Annotated in this window: 15 protein-coding genes; 10 read left to right on the top strand and 5 right to left on the bottom strand. The window is 68.8% G+C overall.

The annotated features are described in order from the left end of the window. A complete protein-coding gene (locus LGM89_RS14065) occupies positions 1–921 on the bottom strand; it encodes a LysR substrate-binding domain-containing protein (RefSeq protein WP_226273255.1) in 921 nt (306 codons plus the stop codon). Between the two features lie 111 nt (positions 922–1,032). Between LGM89_RS14065 and LGM89_RS14060 the strand changes: the two genes are divergently transcribed. Next, positions 1,033–1,671: a glutathione S-transferase family protein gene (locus LGM89_RS14060; RefSeq protein ID WP_089495753.1), complete on the top strand. Its 639-nt coding sequence runs from the start codon at positions 1,033–1,035 to the stop codon at positions 1,669–1,671. A gap of 56 nt (positions 1,672–1,727) precedes the next feature. Here the strand turns inward: LGM89_RS14060 and LGM89_RS14055 are convergent, their stop codons facing one another. Further along, a complete protein-coding gene (locus tag LGM89_RS14055; RefSeq protein WP_226273254.1) occupies positions 1,728–2,999 on the bottom strand; it encodes an MFS transporter in 1,272 nt (423 codons plus the stop codon). Positions 3,000–3,105: 106 nt separating this feature from the next. Between LGM89_RS14055 and LGM89_RS14050 the strand changes: the two genes are divergently transcribed. The 3 genes from LGM89_RS14050 to LGM89_RS14040 all read left to right on the top strand — a co-directional run bounded on the left by LGM89_RS14050 (position 3,106) and on the right by LGM89_RS14040 (position 4,848). Beyond that, positions 3,106–4,143, top strand: a complete 1,038-nt coding sequence (locus LGM89_RS14050) for a LysR substrate-binding domain-containing protein (protein WP_226273253.1) — start codon at positions 3,106–3,108, stop codon at positions 4,141–4,143. 115 nt (positions 4,144–4,258) lie between these two features. Further along, the gene (locus LGM89_RS14045; protein WP_089495750.1) at positions 4,259–4,468 is read left to right on the top strand and encodes a hypothetical protein; all 210 of its coding nucleotides are present in this window, start codon (positions 4,259–4,261) and stop codon (positions 4,466–4,468) included. Next, entirely contained in the window at positions 4,468–4,848 is a 381-nt protein-coding gene (locus LGM89_RS14040) for a type II toxin-antitoxin system VapC family toxin (protein WP_226273252.1), read from the top strand. Before LGM89_RS14045 ends, LGM89_RS14040 begins: the two co-directional genes overlap by 1 nt. Positions 4,849–4,904: 56 nt before the next feature. Here LGM89_RS14040 and dapA read toward each other — a convergent pair whose 3' ends face one another. Beyond that, entirely contained in the window at positions 4,905–5,798 is an 894-nt protein-coding gene (dapA, locus tag LGM89_RS14035) for a 4-hydroxy-tetrahydrodipicolinate synthase (RefSeq protein ID WP_226273251.1), read from the bottom strand. A 452-nt stretch (positions 5,799–6,250) separates the two neighbouring features. Here dapA and LGM89_RS14030 point away from each other — a divergent pair, with 452 nt between their 5' ends. Both LGM89_RS14030 and LGM89_RS14025 read left to right on the top strand, forming a co-directional pair. Beyond that, complete coding sequence (locus LGM89_RS14030) at positions 6,251–7,270, top strand: sulfate ABC transporter substrate-binding protein (RefSeq protein ID WP_069249019.1); 1,020 nt, start codon at positions 6,251–6,253, stop codon at positions 7,268–7,270. A 179-nt stretch (positions 7,271–7,449) separates the two neighbouring features. After that, positions 7,450–8,412 carry an ion channel gene (locus LGM89_RS14025; protein ID WP_039346434.1) on the top strand — a complete coding sequence of 321 codons (963 nt, stop codon included), beginning with the start codon at positions 7,450–7,452 and terminating at the stop codon, positions 8,410–8,412. A gap of 52 nt (positions 8,413–8,464) precedes the next feature. Here LGM89_RS14025 and LGM89_RS14020 read toward each other — a convergent pair whose 3' ends face one another. Then, complete coding sequence (locus tag LGM89_RS14020; RefSeq protein WP_089495746.1) at positions 8,465–9,079, bottom strand: glutathione S-transferase family protein; 615 nt, start codon at positions 9,077–9,079, stop codon at positions 8,465–8,467. Positions 9,080–9,479: 400 nt separating this feature from the next. Between LGM89_RS14020 and LGM89_RS14015 the strand changes: the two genes are divergently transcribed. Further along, a complete protein-coding gene (locus LGM89_RS14015; RefSeq protein ID WP_226206857.1) occupies positions 9,480–10,037 on the top strand; it encodes a sugar O-acetyltransferase in 558 nt (185 codons plus the stop codon). Positions 10,038–12,040: 2,003 nt separating this feature from the next. Beyond that, entirely contained in the window at positions 12,041–15,613 is a 3,573-nt protein-coding gene (locus tag LGM89_RS14010) for an indolepyruvate ferredoxin oxidoreductase family protein (RefSeq protein ID WP_226273250.1), read from the top strand. A 92-nt stretch (positions 15,614–15,705) separates the two neighbouring features. On the opposite strand, the gene LGM89_RS14005 is transcribed toward LGM89_RS14010, so the two are convergent. After that, the gene (locus LGM89_RS14005) at positions 15,706–17,373 is read right to left on the bottom strand and encodes a Na+/H+ antiporter (RefSeq protein ID WP_226273249.1); all 1,668 of its coding nucleotides are present in this window, start codon (positions 17,371–17,373) and stop codon (positions 15,706–15,708) included. A 298-nt stretch (positions 17,374–17,671) separates the two neighbouring features. Here LGM89_RS14005 and LGM89_RS14000 point away from each other — a divergent pair, with 298 nt between their 5' ends. Both LGM89_RS14000 and LGM89_RS13995 read left to right on the top strand, forming a co-directional pair. Next, positions 17,672–18,958 (top strand): EAL domain-containing protein, encoded by a 1,287-nt coding sequence (locus LGM89_RS14000; protein ID WP_039346416.1) that lies wholly within the window; start codon positions 17,672–17,674, stop codon positions 18,956–18,958. A 95-nt stretch (positions 18,959–19,053) separates the two neighbouring features. Continuing rightward, the gene (locus LGM89_RS13995) at positions 19,054–19,779 is read left to right on the top strand and encodes a copper homeostasis protein CutC (protein ID WP_089495742.1); all 726 of its coding nucleotides are present in this window, start codon (positions 19,054–19,056) and stop codon (positions 19,777–19,779) included. The last annotated feature ends 80 nt before the right edge of the window (positions 19,780–19,859 follow it).

Here is a 19,859-nt window from a genome sequence, read left to right as displayed (position 1 = left end):
TCAGCGCCGCGGCGTCCTGCGCCGCACCTCGCTGCGCAGCCAGTCGAGCCACGTGCGGATCGCCGCTTCGTGCGGATGGCCCGGGCGCCACACGACGTAGTGTGCGTACACGTCGGCAATGCGCACCGTCGATACGCGCACGAGCGTTCCGTTCGCGAGTTCGGGCTCGATCAGCGAGCGGCGCGCGAGGGCGACGCCGCGGCCCTTCAGCGTCGCGTCGATCAGCGCGTTCGGATCGGTGAAGCGCGGCGCGCGTGCGGATTCGGTGAGGTCGAGCCGCGCGGCCTGGAGCCACGGTTCCCACGGTTGCGCGGGATGACGCAGCAGCGTCGCGCGCACGAGATCGGCCGGCACGCGCGGTGCGATGCCGTCGCGATTGCGATACGCGGGGCTCGCGACCGGAAAGATCGTCTCGTTCATCAGCTTCTCGGCGACGACGCCCGGCCACGTGCCGGGCCCGTAGCGCAGCGCGACGTCGATGCGGTCGCGCTTGCGCAGCGGCGCGAGCGCCACGTCCGGGTGCAGCGCGATCGCGATGTGCGGATGCGCGGCCGCGAAGCGCGGCAGGCGCGGCGCGAGCCAGCGCTCGGCGACGCTCGGCAGCACGCTGACGTTCAGCGTGACGTCGCAGGTGCGCGGGCGACTGCGCACGGCGAGCGCCGGCTCGAACGCACGCTCGAGCACGCTGAGGCCCTGGCGTACCTGCAGGGCGAGCGCGTGCGCGGCGTGCGTCGGCGTTGCGCCGTTGCGCTCGCGCGTGAAGAGCGGATAGCCGAGCTGCGCCTCGAGCGCGCGGATGTGCTGGCTGACGGCGCCTTGCGTGAGCGCGAGTTCGTCGGCCGCGCGCGTGAAGCTCTGCAGCCGCACGGCGGTCTCGAACGCGCGCAGCGTCTGCAGCGGAGGAAGGTGGATGCGTCGCATGCGGGTATTAGTAACACTAATGTCCGAGCACGACAATTCATCGTTTGCGGCGGGCAGGCACGCGTTCCTACACTCGGTTCCGTCTTCCACAGCCTCGTCGGGCCCCCCACCATGAACGCCTATCGTCTCTATCTTTCGCCGGGCGCCTGCTCGCTTGCCGCCCACATCGCCCTGGAGGAAACCGGCGCGCCGTTCGACGTCGAGATCGTCTCCGTGCAGAAGCAGCAGAATCTCGAGGCGCGCTATCTCGCGATCAACGCGAAGGCGCGCGTGCCGGTGCTCGCGATTCCAGGCGAGCCGCACGTGCTGACCGAAACGCCGGCGATCCTCACGTATCTCGCGCGCCGTTATCCCGATGCGCAATTGCTGCCGCTCGGCGATCCGCTGCGCGAGGCACGGTGCCACGAATGGCTCGCCTGGCTGGTCGGCTGGGTGCATGGCGTCGGCTATGGCGCGCTATGGCGGCCGGGCCGCTTCATCGGCGATCCGGCCCTGCATGGCGAGGTCAGCGCGCACGGGCGACGCACCATCGAAGCCGCGAACGAAACGATCGAAGCCGCGCTCGCCGACGGCCGCACATGGGCCGAGCCGGGTGCGCATTCGATCGTCGATCCGTTCCTGTTCGTGCTGTATCGCTGGGGCGTCGCGATCGGGCTCGACATGACGCGGCATGCGGCTTGGACTGCCCACGCGCAGCGCGAGGCCGAGCGGCCGGCGTCGCGGCGTGCGCTGGCGCGCGAGGCGGTCTGACGGATTGCGCGGGCGTCGTGGCGTGCGCGGCGACGCCGGCCTGAGACGTGCGGCTGCTATTTCGCGGCGAACAGCGGATAGGTCGCGCCGGCGACCAGCGCGGCCGCGAGCCACACGACACTCCACGAACTGACCGCGAGCAGCGGTGGAATCGCGAGTGGCGTCGCGAACAGCCCCAGGTAGACGATGGTATTGGCCATTCCGAGTGCGGTGCCCGCCTGATTCGCGCCCGCGAGCGTCGCGAGCTCCGTGTACGCGACGCCGTGCCACGCGGACACGCAGATGCCGGCGAACACGAGAATCGCGACGATCGCGGCGAGCGGCACGTGCGCATGGCCGGCCGTTGCGGCTGCGAGCAGCGCGAACGAGCCGGCCGCGACGAATACCGATCCGCGCAGATACGCGCGCCGGTTGCCGTGCCGATCGGTATGACGGCCGCTCCACACGCGCATCACCATCGCGCCCAGCTGCAGCGTGACCATCGCCGCGCTGATGCCGGCGAGGCCGAGCCGGCCGAAGTCGTGCAGGAACACCGTCGCGAACGTGAGCACCGCGAACTGCGGCGCGCACAGCAGGCCGATGCCGAGCACGATGCGCCACACGGGGCCGCTCGCGAGCGGGTTGCGCCCCTGATGCGCGGACGGCTGCCGCTCGACGGGGCGATGCGTGGCCGGGTGCATCACGGCCGGTTCGGCCGGCGGCTCATGCAGCCAGCGCCAGGTGAGCGCGGCCGATCCCGCGCACAGCAGCATCAGCGCGCCGAATACCGCGGCAAAGCCGATATGCGACGCGAGCGACGGCAGCAGCGCCGCGCCGATGCCGCCGCCGAGCGGCACGGCCGTCTGGCGGATGCTCATCGCGAGCCCGCGTTCGCGCTCATCGAACCAGCGCATCACCGCGCGCCCGCTCGACCCGTTCACGCTGCCGCCGAGCAGGCCGACGCAGCACATCGCCGCGACGACGCGCATCAGCGGCGGCACGCCGTGCGTGGTCGGGACGATCGTGCCCACCATCAGCGCGAACATCGCGGCCGTCGCGACGAGCCCGGCGAGCAGCACGCGGCGGTCGCCGAAGCGGTCGGCGGCCATCCCCCAAGGCAGCTCGGACAGCGCGACGCCGAAGCCGAGCGCGCCGAGCACGAGGCCGAGCGCGCCGTTGTCGAGGTGATAGGCCGTGCGCATCCACACAGCCGTGGTCGGAATGCCGGCCGCCGCGGCCGAAAAGCTCATGTTCGCGGCGACGCCGGCCGCCAGCACGCGCCAGCGATGAGCCGCGCCGCGCACGTCGCGGGCGGGCGAGGAGGGGGAAGCGATGCACGAGGTATCCATGACGGCAGGCCCGGGTGGAAATTGACATCCACAGTCTGGCAACCTACATTAATCCTGAAAATCGGAAAGTTCTTGATGAATCGTTCGATAAAACAGGATGGTTGAGATGTCCGGACAAGACATTCCACACGACGACGGCGCGTCGCTCGCGCCGGCCGATGCCACGCTGGCCCGGCCCAACTTCGACGTGGCGGCGCTGCGCAGCCTCGTCGCCGGGGTGGATCTCGGCAGTTTTGCGAAAGCGGCCGACCGCGTCGCGCGCTCGTCGTCGGCGGTGAGCGCGCAGATTCGCAAGCTCGAGGAGCAGGCCGGCACGCCGCTGTTCGTGAAGGCGGGGCGCGGGCTGGCGCTGACCGATGCCGGCGACGCGATGCTGCGCTATGCGCGGCGGATGATCGAGCTGAACGACGAGGCGGCCGCGGCCGTGCGCGGCATGAATCTCGACGGCTGGGTGCGGGTCGGGCTGCAGGAGGATTTCGGCGAGGCGATTCTGCCCGACGTGCTCGGGCGGTTCGCGCGTGCGCATCCGAAGGTGCGGATCGAGGCGCGCGTGGCGCGCAATGCCGACTTGCTCGACCGGCTCGACGCGAACCAGCTCGATCTCGCGCTGGTGTGGGGTGACCCGGCGTCGGCGGCGCTGGTGGCGCGCGCGGGGATCGACAGCGAAGCGATCGCGCAGGTGCCGATGCAGTGGGTGGGGGCGGCGGGCGGCTTCGGCGTGCCGGGCGGTGCGGAGAAGGAGGGCGGCGCGGACGAAACAGGCGGCGATGCGGTGCGCGCGCCAGGCGAGCCGCTGCCACTCGTCGTGTTCGACCGGCCGTGCCGATTCTTCGGCGCGGCGACCGGCGCGCTCGATCGCGCGGGCGTGCCGTGGCGCGTTGCGTTCACGACCCCCAGTCTCGCCGGGCTATGGGCCGCGGCGGCGGCCGGCCTCGGGCTGACGGTGCGCTCGCAGTACGGGCTGCCCGCGTCAGTGCGCGTGCTCGATGCGGCTTCGTGCGGGTTGCCGGCGCTGCCGAGTTTGCCGCTGATCTTGCTGCGACGCACGTCGTCGGCGACGCCGACCGTCGATCGGCTCGCGCGGATCGTGAAGCAGGCGGTGCGGGATGCGACGGAGGGGACGGGGGTGGCGCTGGCGGCGTGACGAAACCTTCGATTGCCGTGGCAGGGTGTTGTTCGGCACTCCCTCTGCCGATCGGTCGAATGGATCGATCAGGTGAACCTGACTACAGTGATGATCACTTGAAACGGAGGTCATCATGCGAAACGCAAATACGCCCGGCGCCAGTGCGGCCGATCCGGCCCAAAGGGCAGATGTCACGATCCGCGGTGACGGGGCGTCAACTGATCGACTCGTGCCTGGCGATCCGCCTGTTCGGTTCGGTATCCTGCAAGGGCAGGCGTGGATCGCGGACGATTTCGATGCCCCGCTGCCCGATTACCTGCTGGATGCCTTCGAAGGGCGCTGATGCGGCTGTTGCTCGATACGCACATCTTTTTGTGGATCGTGACCAATGACCCCAGGCTGAGCGCAACGGCGCGCCGGCTGATCTCGGCCGCCGACGTACGTTTCGTCAGCAGCGCGAGTATCTGGGAGGCCGCCATCAAGGCCGGCCTGGGGAAGCTCGATATCGACGTCGGCAAGCTGATCGGAGCGATCGGCTCGAGCGGGATTCGCGAGCTACCCGTTCGGGCCGCGCATGGGGCCGCGGTCCGTGATTTGCCGCACCACCATCGTGATCCATTCGATCGCTTGCTGGTCGCGCAGGCTCGTCACAAGCCGCTTCAGCTCGTGACGGCCGATGCCTATCTCGCGCGGTACGACCGGTCTCTCGTTCTGACAGTTTGAAGCAATCTGTCGGGGCGAAATCGATCGGTCGCCTGCACGTCATGTGGCGTCGCGGTTCATGCTGCCGCGACGTCCGGCTCGATTTCGTCCAGCTCCGCACAAATGGCCGCCAGCCGCTCCTTCAACCCTTCACTCGCCGGCACGAACGGCAGCCGCAACCCGTCCTCGCACCACCCTTGCGCGGCCAGCACGGCCTTCACCGGCGCCGGGTTCGGCTCCGCGAACAGCGCCGCGACGAGCGGCTGCAGCGCGACCGACAGGCGCCGCGCATCGGCGAGCCGGCCGTCGCGCAGCAGCATATGGATGCGCACATGCCATTCGGGCAGCACGTGCGCGCTGCTCGCGATCGCGCCGTGCGCACCGGCGCACATCGCCGCGAAGTTCTGATTGTCGTCGCCGGACAGGATCGCGAGCGGCGTGTCGTGCACGAGCCGGCTCATCCGGTCGAGCGTGCCGCCGCATTCCTTGATGCCCGCGACGCGCGGGTCGCGCGCGAGCGCCTGCAGCGTGTCCAGTTCGACGTTCACGCCGGTGCGGTACGGGATGTTGTAGACGAGCACCGGCAGGTCGGCCGCGTCGACGATCGCCTCGACGTGGCGGCGGATGCCGTCCTGCGTCGGCCGCACGTAGACGGGCGGCGTGACGAGCAGCCCGTCAGGCCGCAGCGCCGCGAGTTCGCGCGCACGGGCAGCCGCGAAATGCGTCGCGCTCGCGGTCAGCCCGACGACGATCGGCAGCCCGGGTGCCGCGTCGCGCAGCGTCGCGAACACCGCGTCCTGTTCGCGAGCGTCGAGCAGCACGCCTTCGCCGGTCGTCGCGCCCGCGACGAAGCCCGCGAGGCCCGCGGCCGCATAGTGGCGCGCGAGTCGCGCGAGCGCGGCATGGTCGACTTCGCCGTGGTGGAACGGCGTGATGATCGGCAGCCAGATACCTTCGAAACGTGTGTTCATGCAAAGCCTCAGGGTGGAAACGGAGTGGGAAGGAACCGTTCCGCCGGCGGAGAGCCGGAGCGAGGCGTGCGAGCAAGGAGAAAGAAACGACCTGCGGGCATCCCGTCCGGCATTCGCCTGACGGGACGCGACGTCCCCGTCAGTCGAGGAGTCGTTTTTTCAGTTTCAGCCCGGCCGCGCGCGCACCTGCCGCGACGGCGGCGAGGATCGGAAGCGAGCGCAGGGCAGCGGACATGGAGGAACCGGGAAATGGGCTGAGCGGCGATCTTAACACCGGTTCCGATCCGCGCGCGAGCGCCTGCCGTCGTTTAGCAGGATTCGAGATTTGCTTTCCACGACTGATTGGAAAGCGCGCCGCGCCCGGCCGCTAGAATGCCCGCTTACGTTTCGATGACAGCGCGTACGCGTGCCGTCACGCACATTCACCACCACTGGAAACGGGGCATATCACGATGGCAAGCATGAAGGGGATCGGCCGCTGGCTGCACACGGGCGCGGCGGCGGCGCTGGTCGTGGCGGCGACGGCCGCGCACGCGGATACGTCGATCCTGAACGTGTCGTACGACGTGACGCGCGAACTGTACAAGGACATCAACGCGGGTTTCGCCGCTGCCTACAAGCAGAAGACCGGCGAGACGGTCGCGATCAAGCAGTCGCACGGCGCGTCGAGCGCGCAGGCGCTGTCGGTGCTGCAAGGGCTGCAGGCCGACGTCGTGACGATGAACCAGCCGAACGACATCGACCTGCTCGCCGAGCGTGGCCAGCTGCTGCCGAAGGACTGGCGCGCGCGTTTCCCGGACAACAGCTCGCCGTACTCGACCACGATGGTGTTCCTGGTGCGCAAGGGCAACCCGAAGGCGATCAAGGACTGGAGCGATCTCGCGAAGCCGGGTGTCCAGGTGATCATCGCGAACCCGAAGACGTCGGGCAACGGCCGCTATGCGTATCTGGCCGCGTGGGGCTTCCAGAAGCAGAAGGGCGCGACCGACCAGCAGGCGATCGACTTCGAGAAGGCGATCTTCCGCAACGTGCCGGTGCTCGACTCCGGCGGCCGCGGCGCGACGACGACGTTCACGCAGCGCGGCATCGGCGACGTGCTGGTCACGTTCGAGAATGAAGTCGCGCTGATGGACACCGGCGCATCGGGCGCGCAGTTCGACGCGGTGTATCCGTCGGCGAGCATCCTCGCGGAGCCGCCCGTCGCCGTCGTCGACAAGGTTGTCGACAAGAAGGGCACGCGCAAGGTCGCGCAGGCGTATCTCGACTACCTGTACACGCCGGAAGCGCAGGAAATCATCGCGCAACACCATTTGCGCCCGCGCGACGCGAACGTGCTGAAGAAGCATGCGGCCGAATTCAAGTCGCTGAAGACGTTCAGCGTCGAGCAGGTCTTCGGCAGCTGGGCGAACGCGCAGAAGACGCACTTCGCGGACGGCGGCACGTTCGACCAGGTGATCGTCGACCGCAAGTGAGCGCCGCGCGCAGCGCGCCCTCGCCCATCCGCCGACGATGCAGCCGGCCGCTTCCGCGGCCGGTTTTTTTTGCGCCGCGCGGCCGGTGGCGCGACGGATTTCCATTCCGAACCGGCACGCATACCCGGCCGCCGCCGCGCGTGCTACGCTCATCGCCTCCCTGTTTCCGGCACCGCGCGATGAACGTCGATTCGTCCTCCCCAGCCTCCCGCGGCCGTGGCCGCAAGCTCTGGTCGGGCACCCGCCCGGTGATTGCGTACGGGATGCCGCCGCTCGGCTGGCGCGACCTCTATCACCGCGCGCTGACGGTGAGCTGGCCCGTATTCTTCCTGTCGCTCGCCGTGCTGTTCCTGCTGCTCAATGGCGCCTTCGCGACGCTCTACCTGCTTGGCCATGCGCCGATCGCGAACCAGTCGCCGGCCGGCTTCGGCGGCGCGTTCTTCTTCAGTGTCGAGACACTCGCGACCGTCGGCTATGGCGACATGCACCCGCAGACCGTCTATGCGCACCTGGTCGCGACGTTCGAGATCTTCGTCGGGATGTCGGGCATTGCGATGGCCACGGGGCTCGTGTTCGCGCGGTTTTCGCGGCCGCAGGCGAAGATCCTGTTCGCACGCTACGCGATCGTCCGGCCGTTGAACGGCAGGATGACGCTGATGGTGCGCGCCGCGAATGCGCGCCAGAACGTGATTGCCGAGGCGCAGGCGAAACTGCGGCTGATGCGCGTCGAAGGCACGCACGAGGGCTACACGTTGCGCAAGATCCACGACCTGGCGCTCGTGCGCAGCGAGCATCCGATCTTCCTGCTCGGCTGGAACCTGATGCACGTGATCGACGAATCGAGCGCGCTGTTCGGCGAGACGCCCGAATCGCTCGCCGCGCGCGACGCGTCGTTACTGATCACGATCGAAGGCTCGGACGAGACGACCGCGCAGGTGATGCAGGCGCGTCACTCGTGGGAGCATGACGAGATCCGCTGGCGTCACCGCTATGTCGACCTGATGCACGACGAAGACGGCATCACGCACATCGACTACACGCATTTTCATGAGGTGGTGCCGGTCGACGCCGATACCGACGAGCGCGGCTCGCCGGGTGCGGTGGTCAACGCCGGCGCCGCGACGTCGGGCCCGGCCGCGTAGCGGCGCTCGCGGGCGGGCCGGTCGTGCCGCTCCCGAGCGACGCGTCTACACGTCACGCATGCAGCAGGCGCGCCGCTTCGCGCTGTTCGATCGCGACCGCGCGGCGGAATGCGTCGCGATCCTCGGCGCGCGCGACGTAGTCGCCGAGCACGCCTTCGTGCGGCAGCAGATGCGCGTCGAAGGCGATCTTCAGCGTGCTGGCGAGCAGCAGGTCGGCCGCCGTGAAGCGGTCGCCGACGAGCCACGGACGATGGGCGAGCGCTTGCGCGAGTGCGCGCTGCACGCGCGTGATGTTGCCCCAGCCGAATGCGACCGGATTTCCCGACGCGCCGGTGAATTTTTCGGCCATCGCCGGTTCGAGGCAGGTCGGCGTGAAGAACATCCATTGGAGGAAACGGCCGCGCAGCGGATCGTCGGGCGCGACGCCGAGCCCGGCAGCCGGGCAGCGGTCGGCAAGATAGAGCAGCACGGCGCCCGATTCGGCGAACGGCATGCTGCCGTCGTCGAGTGCGGGCAGCTTGGCCATCGGGTTGACCTGCACGAACGCGTCGCTGCCCTGTTCGTGCGAACGCAGGTCGATCGGCACGAGTTCGTACACCACGCCGAGTTCTTCGAGCATCCACAAGGCCCGGAATGCCCGGGTCTTCGGCCAATAGTAGAGCTTCATCTTGCCTCCGCGTTGGGGTGCAACTGTCGGTCCGGTGGATGCTCCAGCGTACCCGAGCAGCGGCGGTTCGGACAGGGGCGCCCGGCGAGGGGCGCCCGGCTAGGGGCGCCCGGCGAGGGGCTTCCCGCCGCGCGCGGCTATCTGCGTGTGATGACCCGATGCGTTATGTGTCGGGCGTGAATTAGGCAGAAGTCCGGGCAAAGCCTTACGATACAAGAAGGTTTGGTTATGACTAGTTATACTTAAACTAGTTATAAATTTTGCGGAAATCCCGGTATTGGCTGGCATCCCGCACACGGCATCACGGAGGCCGCAGCGTCCGCGCACACGCCAACACCGGCATCCTTCCGCAAGCGCCGATGCATCGCGAAACAGGGAAATCATGGGAGACAACTCACGCATGGCAAACGACGATCGCACCACGATCATTCCGAGAAGAACGCCGGAATCGGCGGCGATGGTGGCCGAAGTCAAGCGGGCGATGTCGATCGCCGCGCGGATCAATCGCCTGACGTTCGACGATGCCGCCGAGGTGCGCACATTATTCGGAGAGCTGATCGGCACGCAGGTGGATGACGGCTTCGTGTTGATCCCGCCGTTCCATGCGACGGGCGGCACCGGCATGACGCTCGGGCGCAATGTGTTCATCAACCAGAACTGCACGTTCTACGATCTTGGCGGGCTCGAGATCGGCGATGACGTGATGATCGGGCCGAACGTCAGCCTCATCACGTCCGGCCATCCCGTCGAACCTTCGCGGCGGCGCGACTTCGTCGTCGCGAAGCCGATCGTGATCGAACGGAACGTCTGGATCGGCGCCGGCGCGACGATCATCGGCGGTGTGACGGTGGGCGAAAACTCGGTGGTCGCGGCCGGCGCCGTCGTCACGCGGGATGTTCCGCCGAATGTGCTGGTCGGCGGCAATCCGGCGGCGGTCATCCGGTCGATTGTCGAGTAATCCGACGCGAGGACGCTTGCCCATTCGAGGCAGCCGGGATGGGCGGATGTGGATAACCGACCCCCGAGGCGACTCGAAACACTGTGCATTTGAATGGTGAGGGCGCCGCCGAGGCAGTCTGGATGCGGCTTTCTGGCAAATGCCCGATAGCGGTTGGCGGATGCGCGGGCCGTTCCGGTCGATGGTTGGAAGAAAGTCGCGCCGCGCGATCGGTTGTGGATATCCTCACGCCGAAACGACTCGGCGCCCTGTGCATTTCACAGGTGAGGGTCACCGGATGATACGGAACGCATGAAGCGGGTTGTGGACAACTCGCCCGCGACACGACGCGAAATGCTGTGGAATTCAACGGTGAGGGGCCGCGTCCGATCGGGCGATGCGCCTTTCCTGGCGCGGCTTACCGGTCTTTGCGTGGTTCGAGGCGTCGCGCATTCTAGCCGAACGCGCGCATGCTTGGCGGAACCGCGTGCGTGCCGCGATGTGGAGATCCGGTTCCGGCTGTCACCCGGAAGGCCGTGCATTTTAACGGCGAGTGCGGGTGCGTGGTCTGCAACATGCAGATTTCGCGGCGCCTCGCCGCGTTCGCAAGCGACTCGAAACGCTGCGCAATGCAGCGGCGAGTGCGAATACGCGAGCGGTGGTCGGCGCGGCAAGATGCGATCGTTCCGCCAGCGGTTCCGTCCGAAGTGGCGTGCATGTCCGGTTCGGACGCGAGCGTGCGAGCGGGGCCAACGCAAGCCCCCGTGTGGATATCCGATCACCGAAACGACTCGCGACACTGTGCATTTCGACGGTGAGCGGCGGTACCCGATCGGCCGATGAGCCTTTGCCAGCAAGGATTGCCGGCCGGTCTCGCCTTCCGCGGCGCGCATCCGTCATCGCATTGGTAGATGCGCATGCATGTGGATATCCTGCGTCGCGGACCACTCGACGCGCTGTGGTTTTCAACGGTGAGGGTGCCCGCGTGGCTGGTCGGCAATGCCGGATCGGGCGTGGATAACCGCTGTTGTGGACACTCGAAGCCCTGTGTATTTCAACGGTGAGCGCGAGCCCGCGATTGTGCCGCATGCGCGTTGCGGCGTACATGTCCGGCCGATAAACCCGCGCGCGATCCGGTGTATTTCCACGGTGAGTGTGAGTCCGCGATGGTGCGGCATGCGTGCACCAGGGCGCCCGTCCGGCGGATCGTCCCGTTCGCGACCCGGTGTATTTCCACGGTGAGTGCAGGCCCGCGATTGCGCAGCATGCGTGTTCCAGCGTGCCTTTCCGGCTGATAAACCCACTCGCGACCCAACGTACTTCCACCATGAGCGCGAGTCTGCACTTGCCCGGCATGCATGTTTCCGCACGCCTTTCCAGCCGACAAACTCACTCACGACCCTGAGCATTCGAACGCCGAAGGCGAGCCGCCGATCGACGCAACACGCCCTCACCGATGTGGATATCCGCAGCCGAAACCCACTCGCCGCGCTGTGAATTTCGACGGTGAGCGTCGAGGCAAGCGCCAAACGCATGCCGCCAACGATGTGGACATCCCGGCCTCCACGCCACTCGAAACGCTGTGCAATCGAACGGTGAGCGCGCGAGCCCGGTCGGCCGAGGGGCGCGGCGTTGTGGACATCCCGCGCCGCCGACCAATCGCAACGCTGTGCATTTCAATGGTGAGGGTCACCGCCACGAAGCGCTGAAACGCTTGTCGCACGGGGCACGAGCGCCATCCGCCCCCTACCCGGGGCCACCGTCGGACCGCCACGCGTTTCCCCGACAAGCGACCCGCCCACCCCGACGCGTCGCCCATCCCGCCCGACCGCCGTGCGCGAAAACTCTCTCAAATCCCGCCAAAAAGGTGCGCAGTTTTTCTCACAGAGGGCCCGCCCGAGCAAGATGAGAAAAAACATTCTCGGCTGCGCGCGAAAAAATAGAGCCATTCGCTGCCGCCAGTCACGCGTCGCCCGACGCCCTGCCGAGCAGCCCAGAACAGCACAATCCGGAGACATCCCCCCATGACTGCCCGCCTGCCCGTCGATGGCACGCCTGCCCTGTCCGACTACCGCCTGACCGACAACCTGACCGCGACGCGCGGCCGGATCTTCCTGACCGGCACGCAGGCGCTGGTCCGCCTGCTGCTGATGCAGCGCACGGTCGACGCCGAACAGGGGCTCAACACGGCCGGCTTCGTCAGCGGCTATCGCGGCTCGCCGCTCGGCATGGTCGACCAGCAGCTGTGGAAGGCGAAGAAGCTGCTCGACGCCGGCGGCGTGCGCTTCCTGCCCGCGATCAACGAGGAACTCGGCGGCACGGCCGTGCTCGGCACGCAGCGGGTCGAGGCCGATCCCGAGCGCACGGTCGAGGGCGTGTATGCGATGTGGTACGGCAAGGGGCCGGGCGTCGATCGCGCCGGCGACGCGCTGAAGCACGGCAACGCGTACGGCTCGTCGCCGCATGGCGGCGTGCTCGTCGTCGCGGGCGACGACCACGGCTGCGTGTCGTCGTCGATGCCGCACCAGAGCGACTTCGCGATGATCGCGTGGCACATGCCGGTCGTGAACCCGGCGAACATCGCCGACATGCTCGAATTCGGCCTGTACGGCTGGGCGCTGTCGCGCTACTCGGGCGCGTGGGTCGGTTTCAAGGCGATCTCGGAAACGGTCGAATCGGGCTCGACCGTCGACCTCGACGCGCTGCAGACGCAGTGGCCGGCGCCGGAAGGCTTCACACCGCCGGCGGGCGGCCTGCACAACCGCTGGCCCGATCTGCCGAGCCTCACGATCGAGGCGCGCCTCGCCGCGAAGCTCGACGCGGTGCGCCATTTCGCGCGCACCAACAGCATCGACAAGTGGATCGCGCCGAGCGCGCAGGCGAACGTCGGCATCGTGACCTGCGGCAAGGCGCACCTCGACCTGATGGAAGCGCTGCGCCGCCTCGACCTGACGGTGGCCGATCTCGACGCGGCCGGCGTGCGGATCTACAAGGTCGGCCTGTCGTATCCGCTCGAGATGACGCGCGTCGAAACCTTCGTCGACGGCTTGGCCGAAGTGCTCGTGATCGAGGAGAAGGGCCCGGTCATCGAGCAGCAGATCAAGGACTACCTGTACAACCGCACGGAAGGCGCGCGCCCGCGCGTGCTCGGCAAGCACGACGCCGCCGGCGCCTGCCTGCTGTCCGAGCTCGGCGAGCTGCGCCCGTCGCGCATCCTGCCGGTGTTCGCCGACTGGCTCGCGCGCCACAAGCCGGCGCTCGACCGCCGCGAGCGCGTGGTCGATCTCGTCGCGCCGCAGATCCTGTCGAACGAGGCGGACGCGGTGAAGCGCACGCCGTATTTCTGCTCGGGCTGCCCGCACAACACGTCGACGAAGGTGCCGGAAGGCTCGATCGCGCAGGCCGGCATCGGCTGCCACTTCATGGCGTCGTGGATGGAGCGCGACACGACGGGGCTGATCCAGATGGGCGGCGAGGGCGTCGACTGGGCCGCGCACGCGATGTTCACCAACACGAAGCACGTCTTCCAGAACCTCGGCGACGGCACCTACTTCCACTCGGGCATCCTCGCGATCCGCCAGGCCGTGGCCGCGAAAGCGAACATCACGTACAAGATCCTCTACAACGACGCGGTCGCGATGACCGGCGGCCAGCCGGTCGACGGCAGCATCTCGGTGCCGCAGATCGCGCGGCAGGTCGAGGCGGAAGGCGTGTCGCGCTTCGTCGTCGTGTCCGACGAGCCGGAGAAGTACGACGGTCATCACGGCCTGTTCCCGACGGGTACGACGTTCCATCACCGCAGCGAACTCGACACGGTGCAGCGCGAGCTGCGCGAGACGCCTGGCGTCACCGTGCTGATCTACGACCAGACCTGCGCGGCCGAGAAGCGCCGCCGCCGCAAGAAGGGCGAATTCCCCGACCCGGACAAGCGCCTGTTCATCAACGACGCGGTGTGCGAAGGCTGCGGCGATTGCGGCGTGCAGTCGAACTGCCTGTCGGTCGAGCCGCTCGAAACACCGCTCGGCCGCAAGCGCCGCATCGACCAGTCGTCGTGCAACAAGGACTACTCGTGTGTGAACGGCTTCTGCCCGAGCTTCGTGACGGTCGAAGGCGCGGCGCTGAAGAAGGCGGCCGGTGCCGCGTTCGACGAAGCCGCGCTCGCCGTGCGCGTCGACGCGCTGCCGGTGCCGGCGACGCATCTCGACGCGGCGCCGTTCGACATGCTCGTGACGGGCGTCGGCGGCACGGGCGTGGTGACGGTCGGCGCGCTGATCAGCATGGCCGCGCACCTCGAAGGCAAGAGCGCGTCGGTGCTCGACTTCATGGGCTTCGCGCAGAAGGGCGGCTCGGTGCTGTCGTTCGTGCGGATCGCGTCGAGCGACCGGTGGCTGAACCAGGTGCGCATCGACACGCAGCAGGCCGACGTGCTGCTCGCGTGCGACATGGTCGTCGGCGCAAGCGCCGAGGCGCTGCAGACGGTGCGTCACGAGCGTTCGCGGATCGTCGTCAATACGCACCGGATCCCGAACGCGTCGTTCGTGCAGAACCCCGATGCGAACCTGCATGCGGACGCGCTGCTCGAGAAGATGCGCCACGCGGCCGGCGACGGCTACCTGTCGAGCTGCGACGCGCAGGCGCTCGCCGCGAAGTTCCTCGGCGACTCGATCGGCGCGAACATCCTGATGCTCGGCTATGCATGGCAGCTCGGCCTCGTACCGGTGTCGCTCGCGGCGATGATGCGTGCGATCGAGCTGAACAACGTCGCGGTGCCGATGAACAAGCTCGCGTTCTCGATCGGCCGGATGGCGGCCGGCGACGCGGCGGGCCTCGATGCGTTGTGGAACGCGCGTCACACGGTGGCCGCGCATGCCGCGCCGGAGACGCTCGCCGAGCTGATCGCCGATCGCGAAGCGCGTCTCGACGCGTACGGCGGCGCACGCTATGTCGAGCGCTACCGTACGCTCGTGAGCGCGGCGCGTGCGAAGGGTGACGACGCGCTGACGCGCGCGGTCGCGACGACGTTCTACCGGCTGCTCGCGGTGAAGGACGAATACGAGGTCGCGCGGCTGTACACGGACGACGCGTTCCGCACGGCGCTCGAAGCGCAGTTCGAAGGCGTGCCGGGGCAGGCCTATCGCGTGAAGTTCAACCTGGCGCCGCCGACGGTCGCGAAGGCCGGCCGCGACGGCAGCGCGCCGAAGAAGCGCGTGTTCGGCCAGTGGATGTGGCCGGTGTTCGGCATGCTGGCGCGCGTGCGCAGCCTGCGCGGCACGTGGCTCGATCCGTTCGGCCGCACTGTCGAGCGCAAGATGGAGCGTGCGCTCGCCGACGACTACGAGACGACGCTCGCGCGTGCGCTCGCCGCGATGACGGCCGGCAGTGCGGCGCAGGTCACGCAACTGGCCGATCTGCATGCACGTGTGCGCGGCTTCGGGCACGTGAAGGTGCGCAATCTCGCCGGCGTGAAGCGCGCGGAGCGCGAGCTCGCATTGCAGCTCGGCATCGAAGCGGCGACGAGCGCGGCCGTGCAGCACGCGCTCGACGAGATGAAGGGCGCGGGGATGCTGAAGGGGATTCCGGTCGTCGTCGCGAAGTAACGCGAGCGCGGGTGGATGTGAAAACGGCGACGCGTGTGCGTCGCCGTTTTTTCTTGGGCGCCGGCTGCCGCGTACGGGCAGCGGCCGGCCCTTTAGAGAATGCCTTTCTTGCGCGTCGACAGCGCGGTTTCCGACAGGTCGATCTCGCGGAGCAGCTTCGTCAGCGTCTCGTCGGAAATCTTGCTTTCGCTGCGCAGCCGGTACAGCGCGGAGCGTTCCGCGCGCACGGCCGCGATCCGCATCTGCAGTTCCATCGTTTCGGCCTGCTTCGCTTCCGCGCGCGGCGTGGGGCCGTCCTCGGCGAGCGTCGCGAGGCGGCGGCGGTACTGGTCCATCACGCGTGCGGAGATGTCCGCGCAGCGTGCGGCGCCCGATTCGTCGAGATCGACCGAGATCGCGTCGTGCGACGAGTCGATCGCGCGGATCGCGGCCTGCGCGGCGGCCGCGCGCGCGGCGCGCTCCTCGTCGCCGAGCGGGCTGCGCGACGAACGCACGCCGCGCAGCAGCAGCGGCAGGCCGATCACCGCGACGACGAGCGAGCCGAGGATCACGGCCGACGCGACGAAGATCGCCGTATCGCGGCCCGGCAGCGGCACGCCGTCGGACATCGCGACCGGAATCGACAGCACGCCGGCGAGCGTGACCGCGCCGCGTACGCCGCCGACCGTCATCACCGCGATCGTGCGCACGCCGGCCATCGTGCCCGCGAGGCCGTGGCGGGCGGCGCGTCGGCTCGCGAACCAGCGCAGCAGCCAGACCCACAGGAAGCGGATCGCATACAGCGCGAGCATCATCGCGCAGACGTTGAAGATCATCCGGCCGACGAGCGCGTCGCTCGTGTGGTGCGCGTCGACGAGCGTGCGGCCGATGATGTGCGGCAGCTGCAGCCCGAGCATGATGAACACCATGCCGTTGAACACGAACTCGATCATCGCCCACGTGCTTTCGGCGCGCACGCGCGATGCGACGGTGCTTTTACGCGAGAAGCTCGTGTAGTTCATCATCATCCCGGCCGACACGGCCGCCAGCACGCCCGACAGGTCGAGGTGCTCGGCGAACAGGTAGGCCGCGAACGGCACGAGCAGCGTCATCACGATGCCGGGGGCCGGATCGCCTTCCTGCTCGGCGTTCAGGAAACGCGTCGACAGCGCGCTGAACGCCCACGACACGATCGCGCCCGTCGCGAGCCCGCCGGCCGCGACGATCACGAACGTGACCGACGCGTCGCGCAGCGAGAACATGCCCGTCAGCGCGGCCGCGATCGCGAATTTCAGCGCGACGAGGCCGGACGCGTCGTTCATCAGCGCCTCGCCTTCTAGGATGTGCATCAGTTGCGGCGGGATCCGGCCCTTGCCGGCGATACCGGACAACGCGACCGCGTCGGTCGGCGACAGCACGGCCGCGAGCGCGAACGCGATCGGCAGCGGCAACTCGGGTATCAGCCAGTGCGCGAAGTAGCCCACTGCGAGTACCGTCATGAACACGAGCCCGAATGCGAGCATCAGGATCGCGCGGCGCTGCAGGTACAGCTCGCGCTTCGGAATCCGCCAGCCGTCCGCGAACAGCAGCGGCGGAATGAACAGCAGCATGAAGATTTCGGGATCGAACGTGACGTGCAGGTTCAGCTTCGGCCACGCGAGCATCGCGCCGAACGCGATCTGCATCAGCGGCAACGGCAGTTGGAACGGCAGGTTGCGCGTGACGGCGCCGGACAGCGCGACGGTCAGCAGCAGGATCAGGACGGTGAAGACGATTTCCATCGATACGGCGAATACGGGGAATGAAACGATCGTACGGAGTGTAGCGTGCTGGCGTGACGGCTGCGTTCGAGCGGCCGGTGCGCGTGCACGAAAACGGTGCGCGCGACCTGCGCCGGGATGGTGCGGCAAGCCGGCGCGAGCCGTGCGGCGCACGGGCTGTCGGCGCCTTGCACGGAGCTTGCTTGAGGTTCGGCAGCCGTCCGGCGTCGACCGGACAACCGAGGGTCCAACCAATGACATTGCACGTGCCGCTCGCTTCGTCGGGCGCCGCGTTCGAAGGCAATACCAGGAGGAAGGCATGACGATCGTGCAACAGGAGCGTCCGGCCGCCGCGTCGCCGTACCGGTTCGAGCGGGAGGTGAGTTCCGGCTTCGAACGTCTGGCGACGCAGCACCGCGACATGACGCTCACGACCGTATTCCAGCCGATTTTCAGCCTGTCGCACCAGCGTGCGGTGGGCTACGAGGCGCTGCTGCGCGCGCACGATGCGCTCGATCGCGCCGTGTCGCCGCTCGACGTGTTCGGCGAAGCCGCGCGCCAGGGCGAGCTGCTGCAGCTCGACCGGCTCGCGCAGGCGCTGCATCTCGAGAACTTCGCGCTGCTCGGCGCCGAGCGCGAGTGGCTGTTCCTCAACGTGCATCCGGGCGTGCTCACCGACCCGTTCCAGGCGGCCGCGCTGCTCGCGAACCTGAAGCGGCTCGGCATGCCGCCGCGCCGCGTCGTGCTCGAAGTGCTCGAGCAGCGCGCGGAAGACGTCGAGCGGCTCGCCGAGGCCGTGCGCGAATTCCGCACGCACGGCTTCCTGATCGCGCTCGACGATTTCGGCGCGGGCCACTCGAACCTCGAGCGGATCTGGCAACTGAACCCGGACATCGTGAAGCTCGACCGGATCATGCTGTCGCACGCGGCGCACCGCACCGGGCTCACCGCGATCCTGCACGGGCTCGTGACGCTGCTGCACGAGGCCGGCAAGCTGGTGCTCGTCGAGGGCATCGAGACCGAGCACGAGGCGCAGATCGCGCTGTCGTGCGAGGCCGATTTCGTGCAGGGCTACTACTTCGGCCGGCCGGCGCCGGGGCTGCCGGACAGCGCGGCCGCGACGGGCTGCATCGGCGAGCTGACCGAGCGCTTCCGGCAGCAGACCGACGCGCGCGAGCGGCGCGATGCGCAGCGGCTCGCGCCGTACCTGCGCGCGTTCGAACGTGCGGCCGAGCGTCTCGCGGCCGGCGAGCCGCTCGACGAGGTGTGCTGGAACTTCCTCGCGCTCGACGCGGCCGCGCGCTGCTTCCTGCTCGACGCGCACGGCCGCCAGTCGGGCCGCAACGTCGTGCTGCGCGCCGACCGCGCGCTCGCCGAGGCGCGCTTCTCGCCGCTGGCGGACGCGCAGGGCGCGAACTGGCTGCGCCGGCCGTATTTCCGCTCGGCGATCGCCGAGCCTGGGCGCGTGCAGGTCACGCGGCCGTACCTGTCGATCAACGAGGCGCAGCCGTGCGTGACGCTGTCGGTGGCCGTGCGCATCGGCGATGCGCAGCGCGTGCTGTGCGGCGATATCGACTGGCGCGACGACGAAGCGGACGCCGGCTAGCGCCGCGCGCATCACGGGCGGCCGCCGGCACGCTGGCGTCCGTCACGCGGCTCGGCTAGGATGCGCGAATTGTCCTGACGATTCGCGGGCCGCCCATGAACCGAAACGCCGCTTCCTCCGTTCTCCTCGAAGTGATCGCCACGACCGTCGGCGATGCGCAGGCCGCCGCCCGCGCGGGCGCCGACCGCCTCGAACTCGTGACCGCGATCACCGAGGGCGGGCTGACGCCGAGCGTCGGCCTGATCGAAGCCGTCGTGGCCGCCGTGCCGATTCCCGTCAACGTGATCGTGCGACCGCACAGCCGGTCGTTCGTCTATGACGTCGACGATCTCCGCGTGATCGAACGCGACGTGCGTGCAGCCGTCGCGGCCGGGGCGAACGGCGTCGTGTTCGGCGCGCTCGACGCACGCGGCGACGTCGATCTCGGCGCGCTGGCGCGCATCGCGGCCGCGGCGGACGGCCGCGCGCTGACCTTCCACCGCGCGTTCGACGTGTCGCGCGACCTCAATGCCGCCTTCGACGCGCTGTTGCGCGTGCCGGCCGTCACGTCGGTGCTGACGTCGGGCGGCCATCCATCGGTGCTCGACGCGGTCCCGACGATCACGCGGCTCGCGCGGCAGGCGGCAGGCTCGACCTGCACGGTGCTGGCCGGCTCGGGGCTCACGGTCGATGCGGTCGGCGATTTCGTCCGCGCGACCGGCGTGCGCGCGGTGCATGTCGGCTCGGGTGTGCGGCCGCGCGGCGAGGTGCTGGCGCCGGTCGATCAATCACTCGTCGAGCGCGTGCGCGCGGCGATCGACGGCGCGGCGGCACACGTGTGACGCGCACCGCAGCGGGCAGCGGCCGCTGCCGTACGTGCCGATACGACACACCGGTACGCCATCCGGAAGGGCGGGCCACG

This window comes from Burkholderia sp. AU31624 (genome assembly GCF_020420065.1).
Taxonomy (GTDB): Bacteria; Pseudomonadota; Gammaproteobacteria; order Burkholderiales; family Burkholderiaceae; genus Burkholderia.
This window is presented reverse-complemented; position numbering and strand designations above follow the sequence as displayed.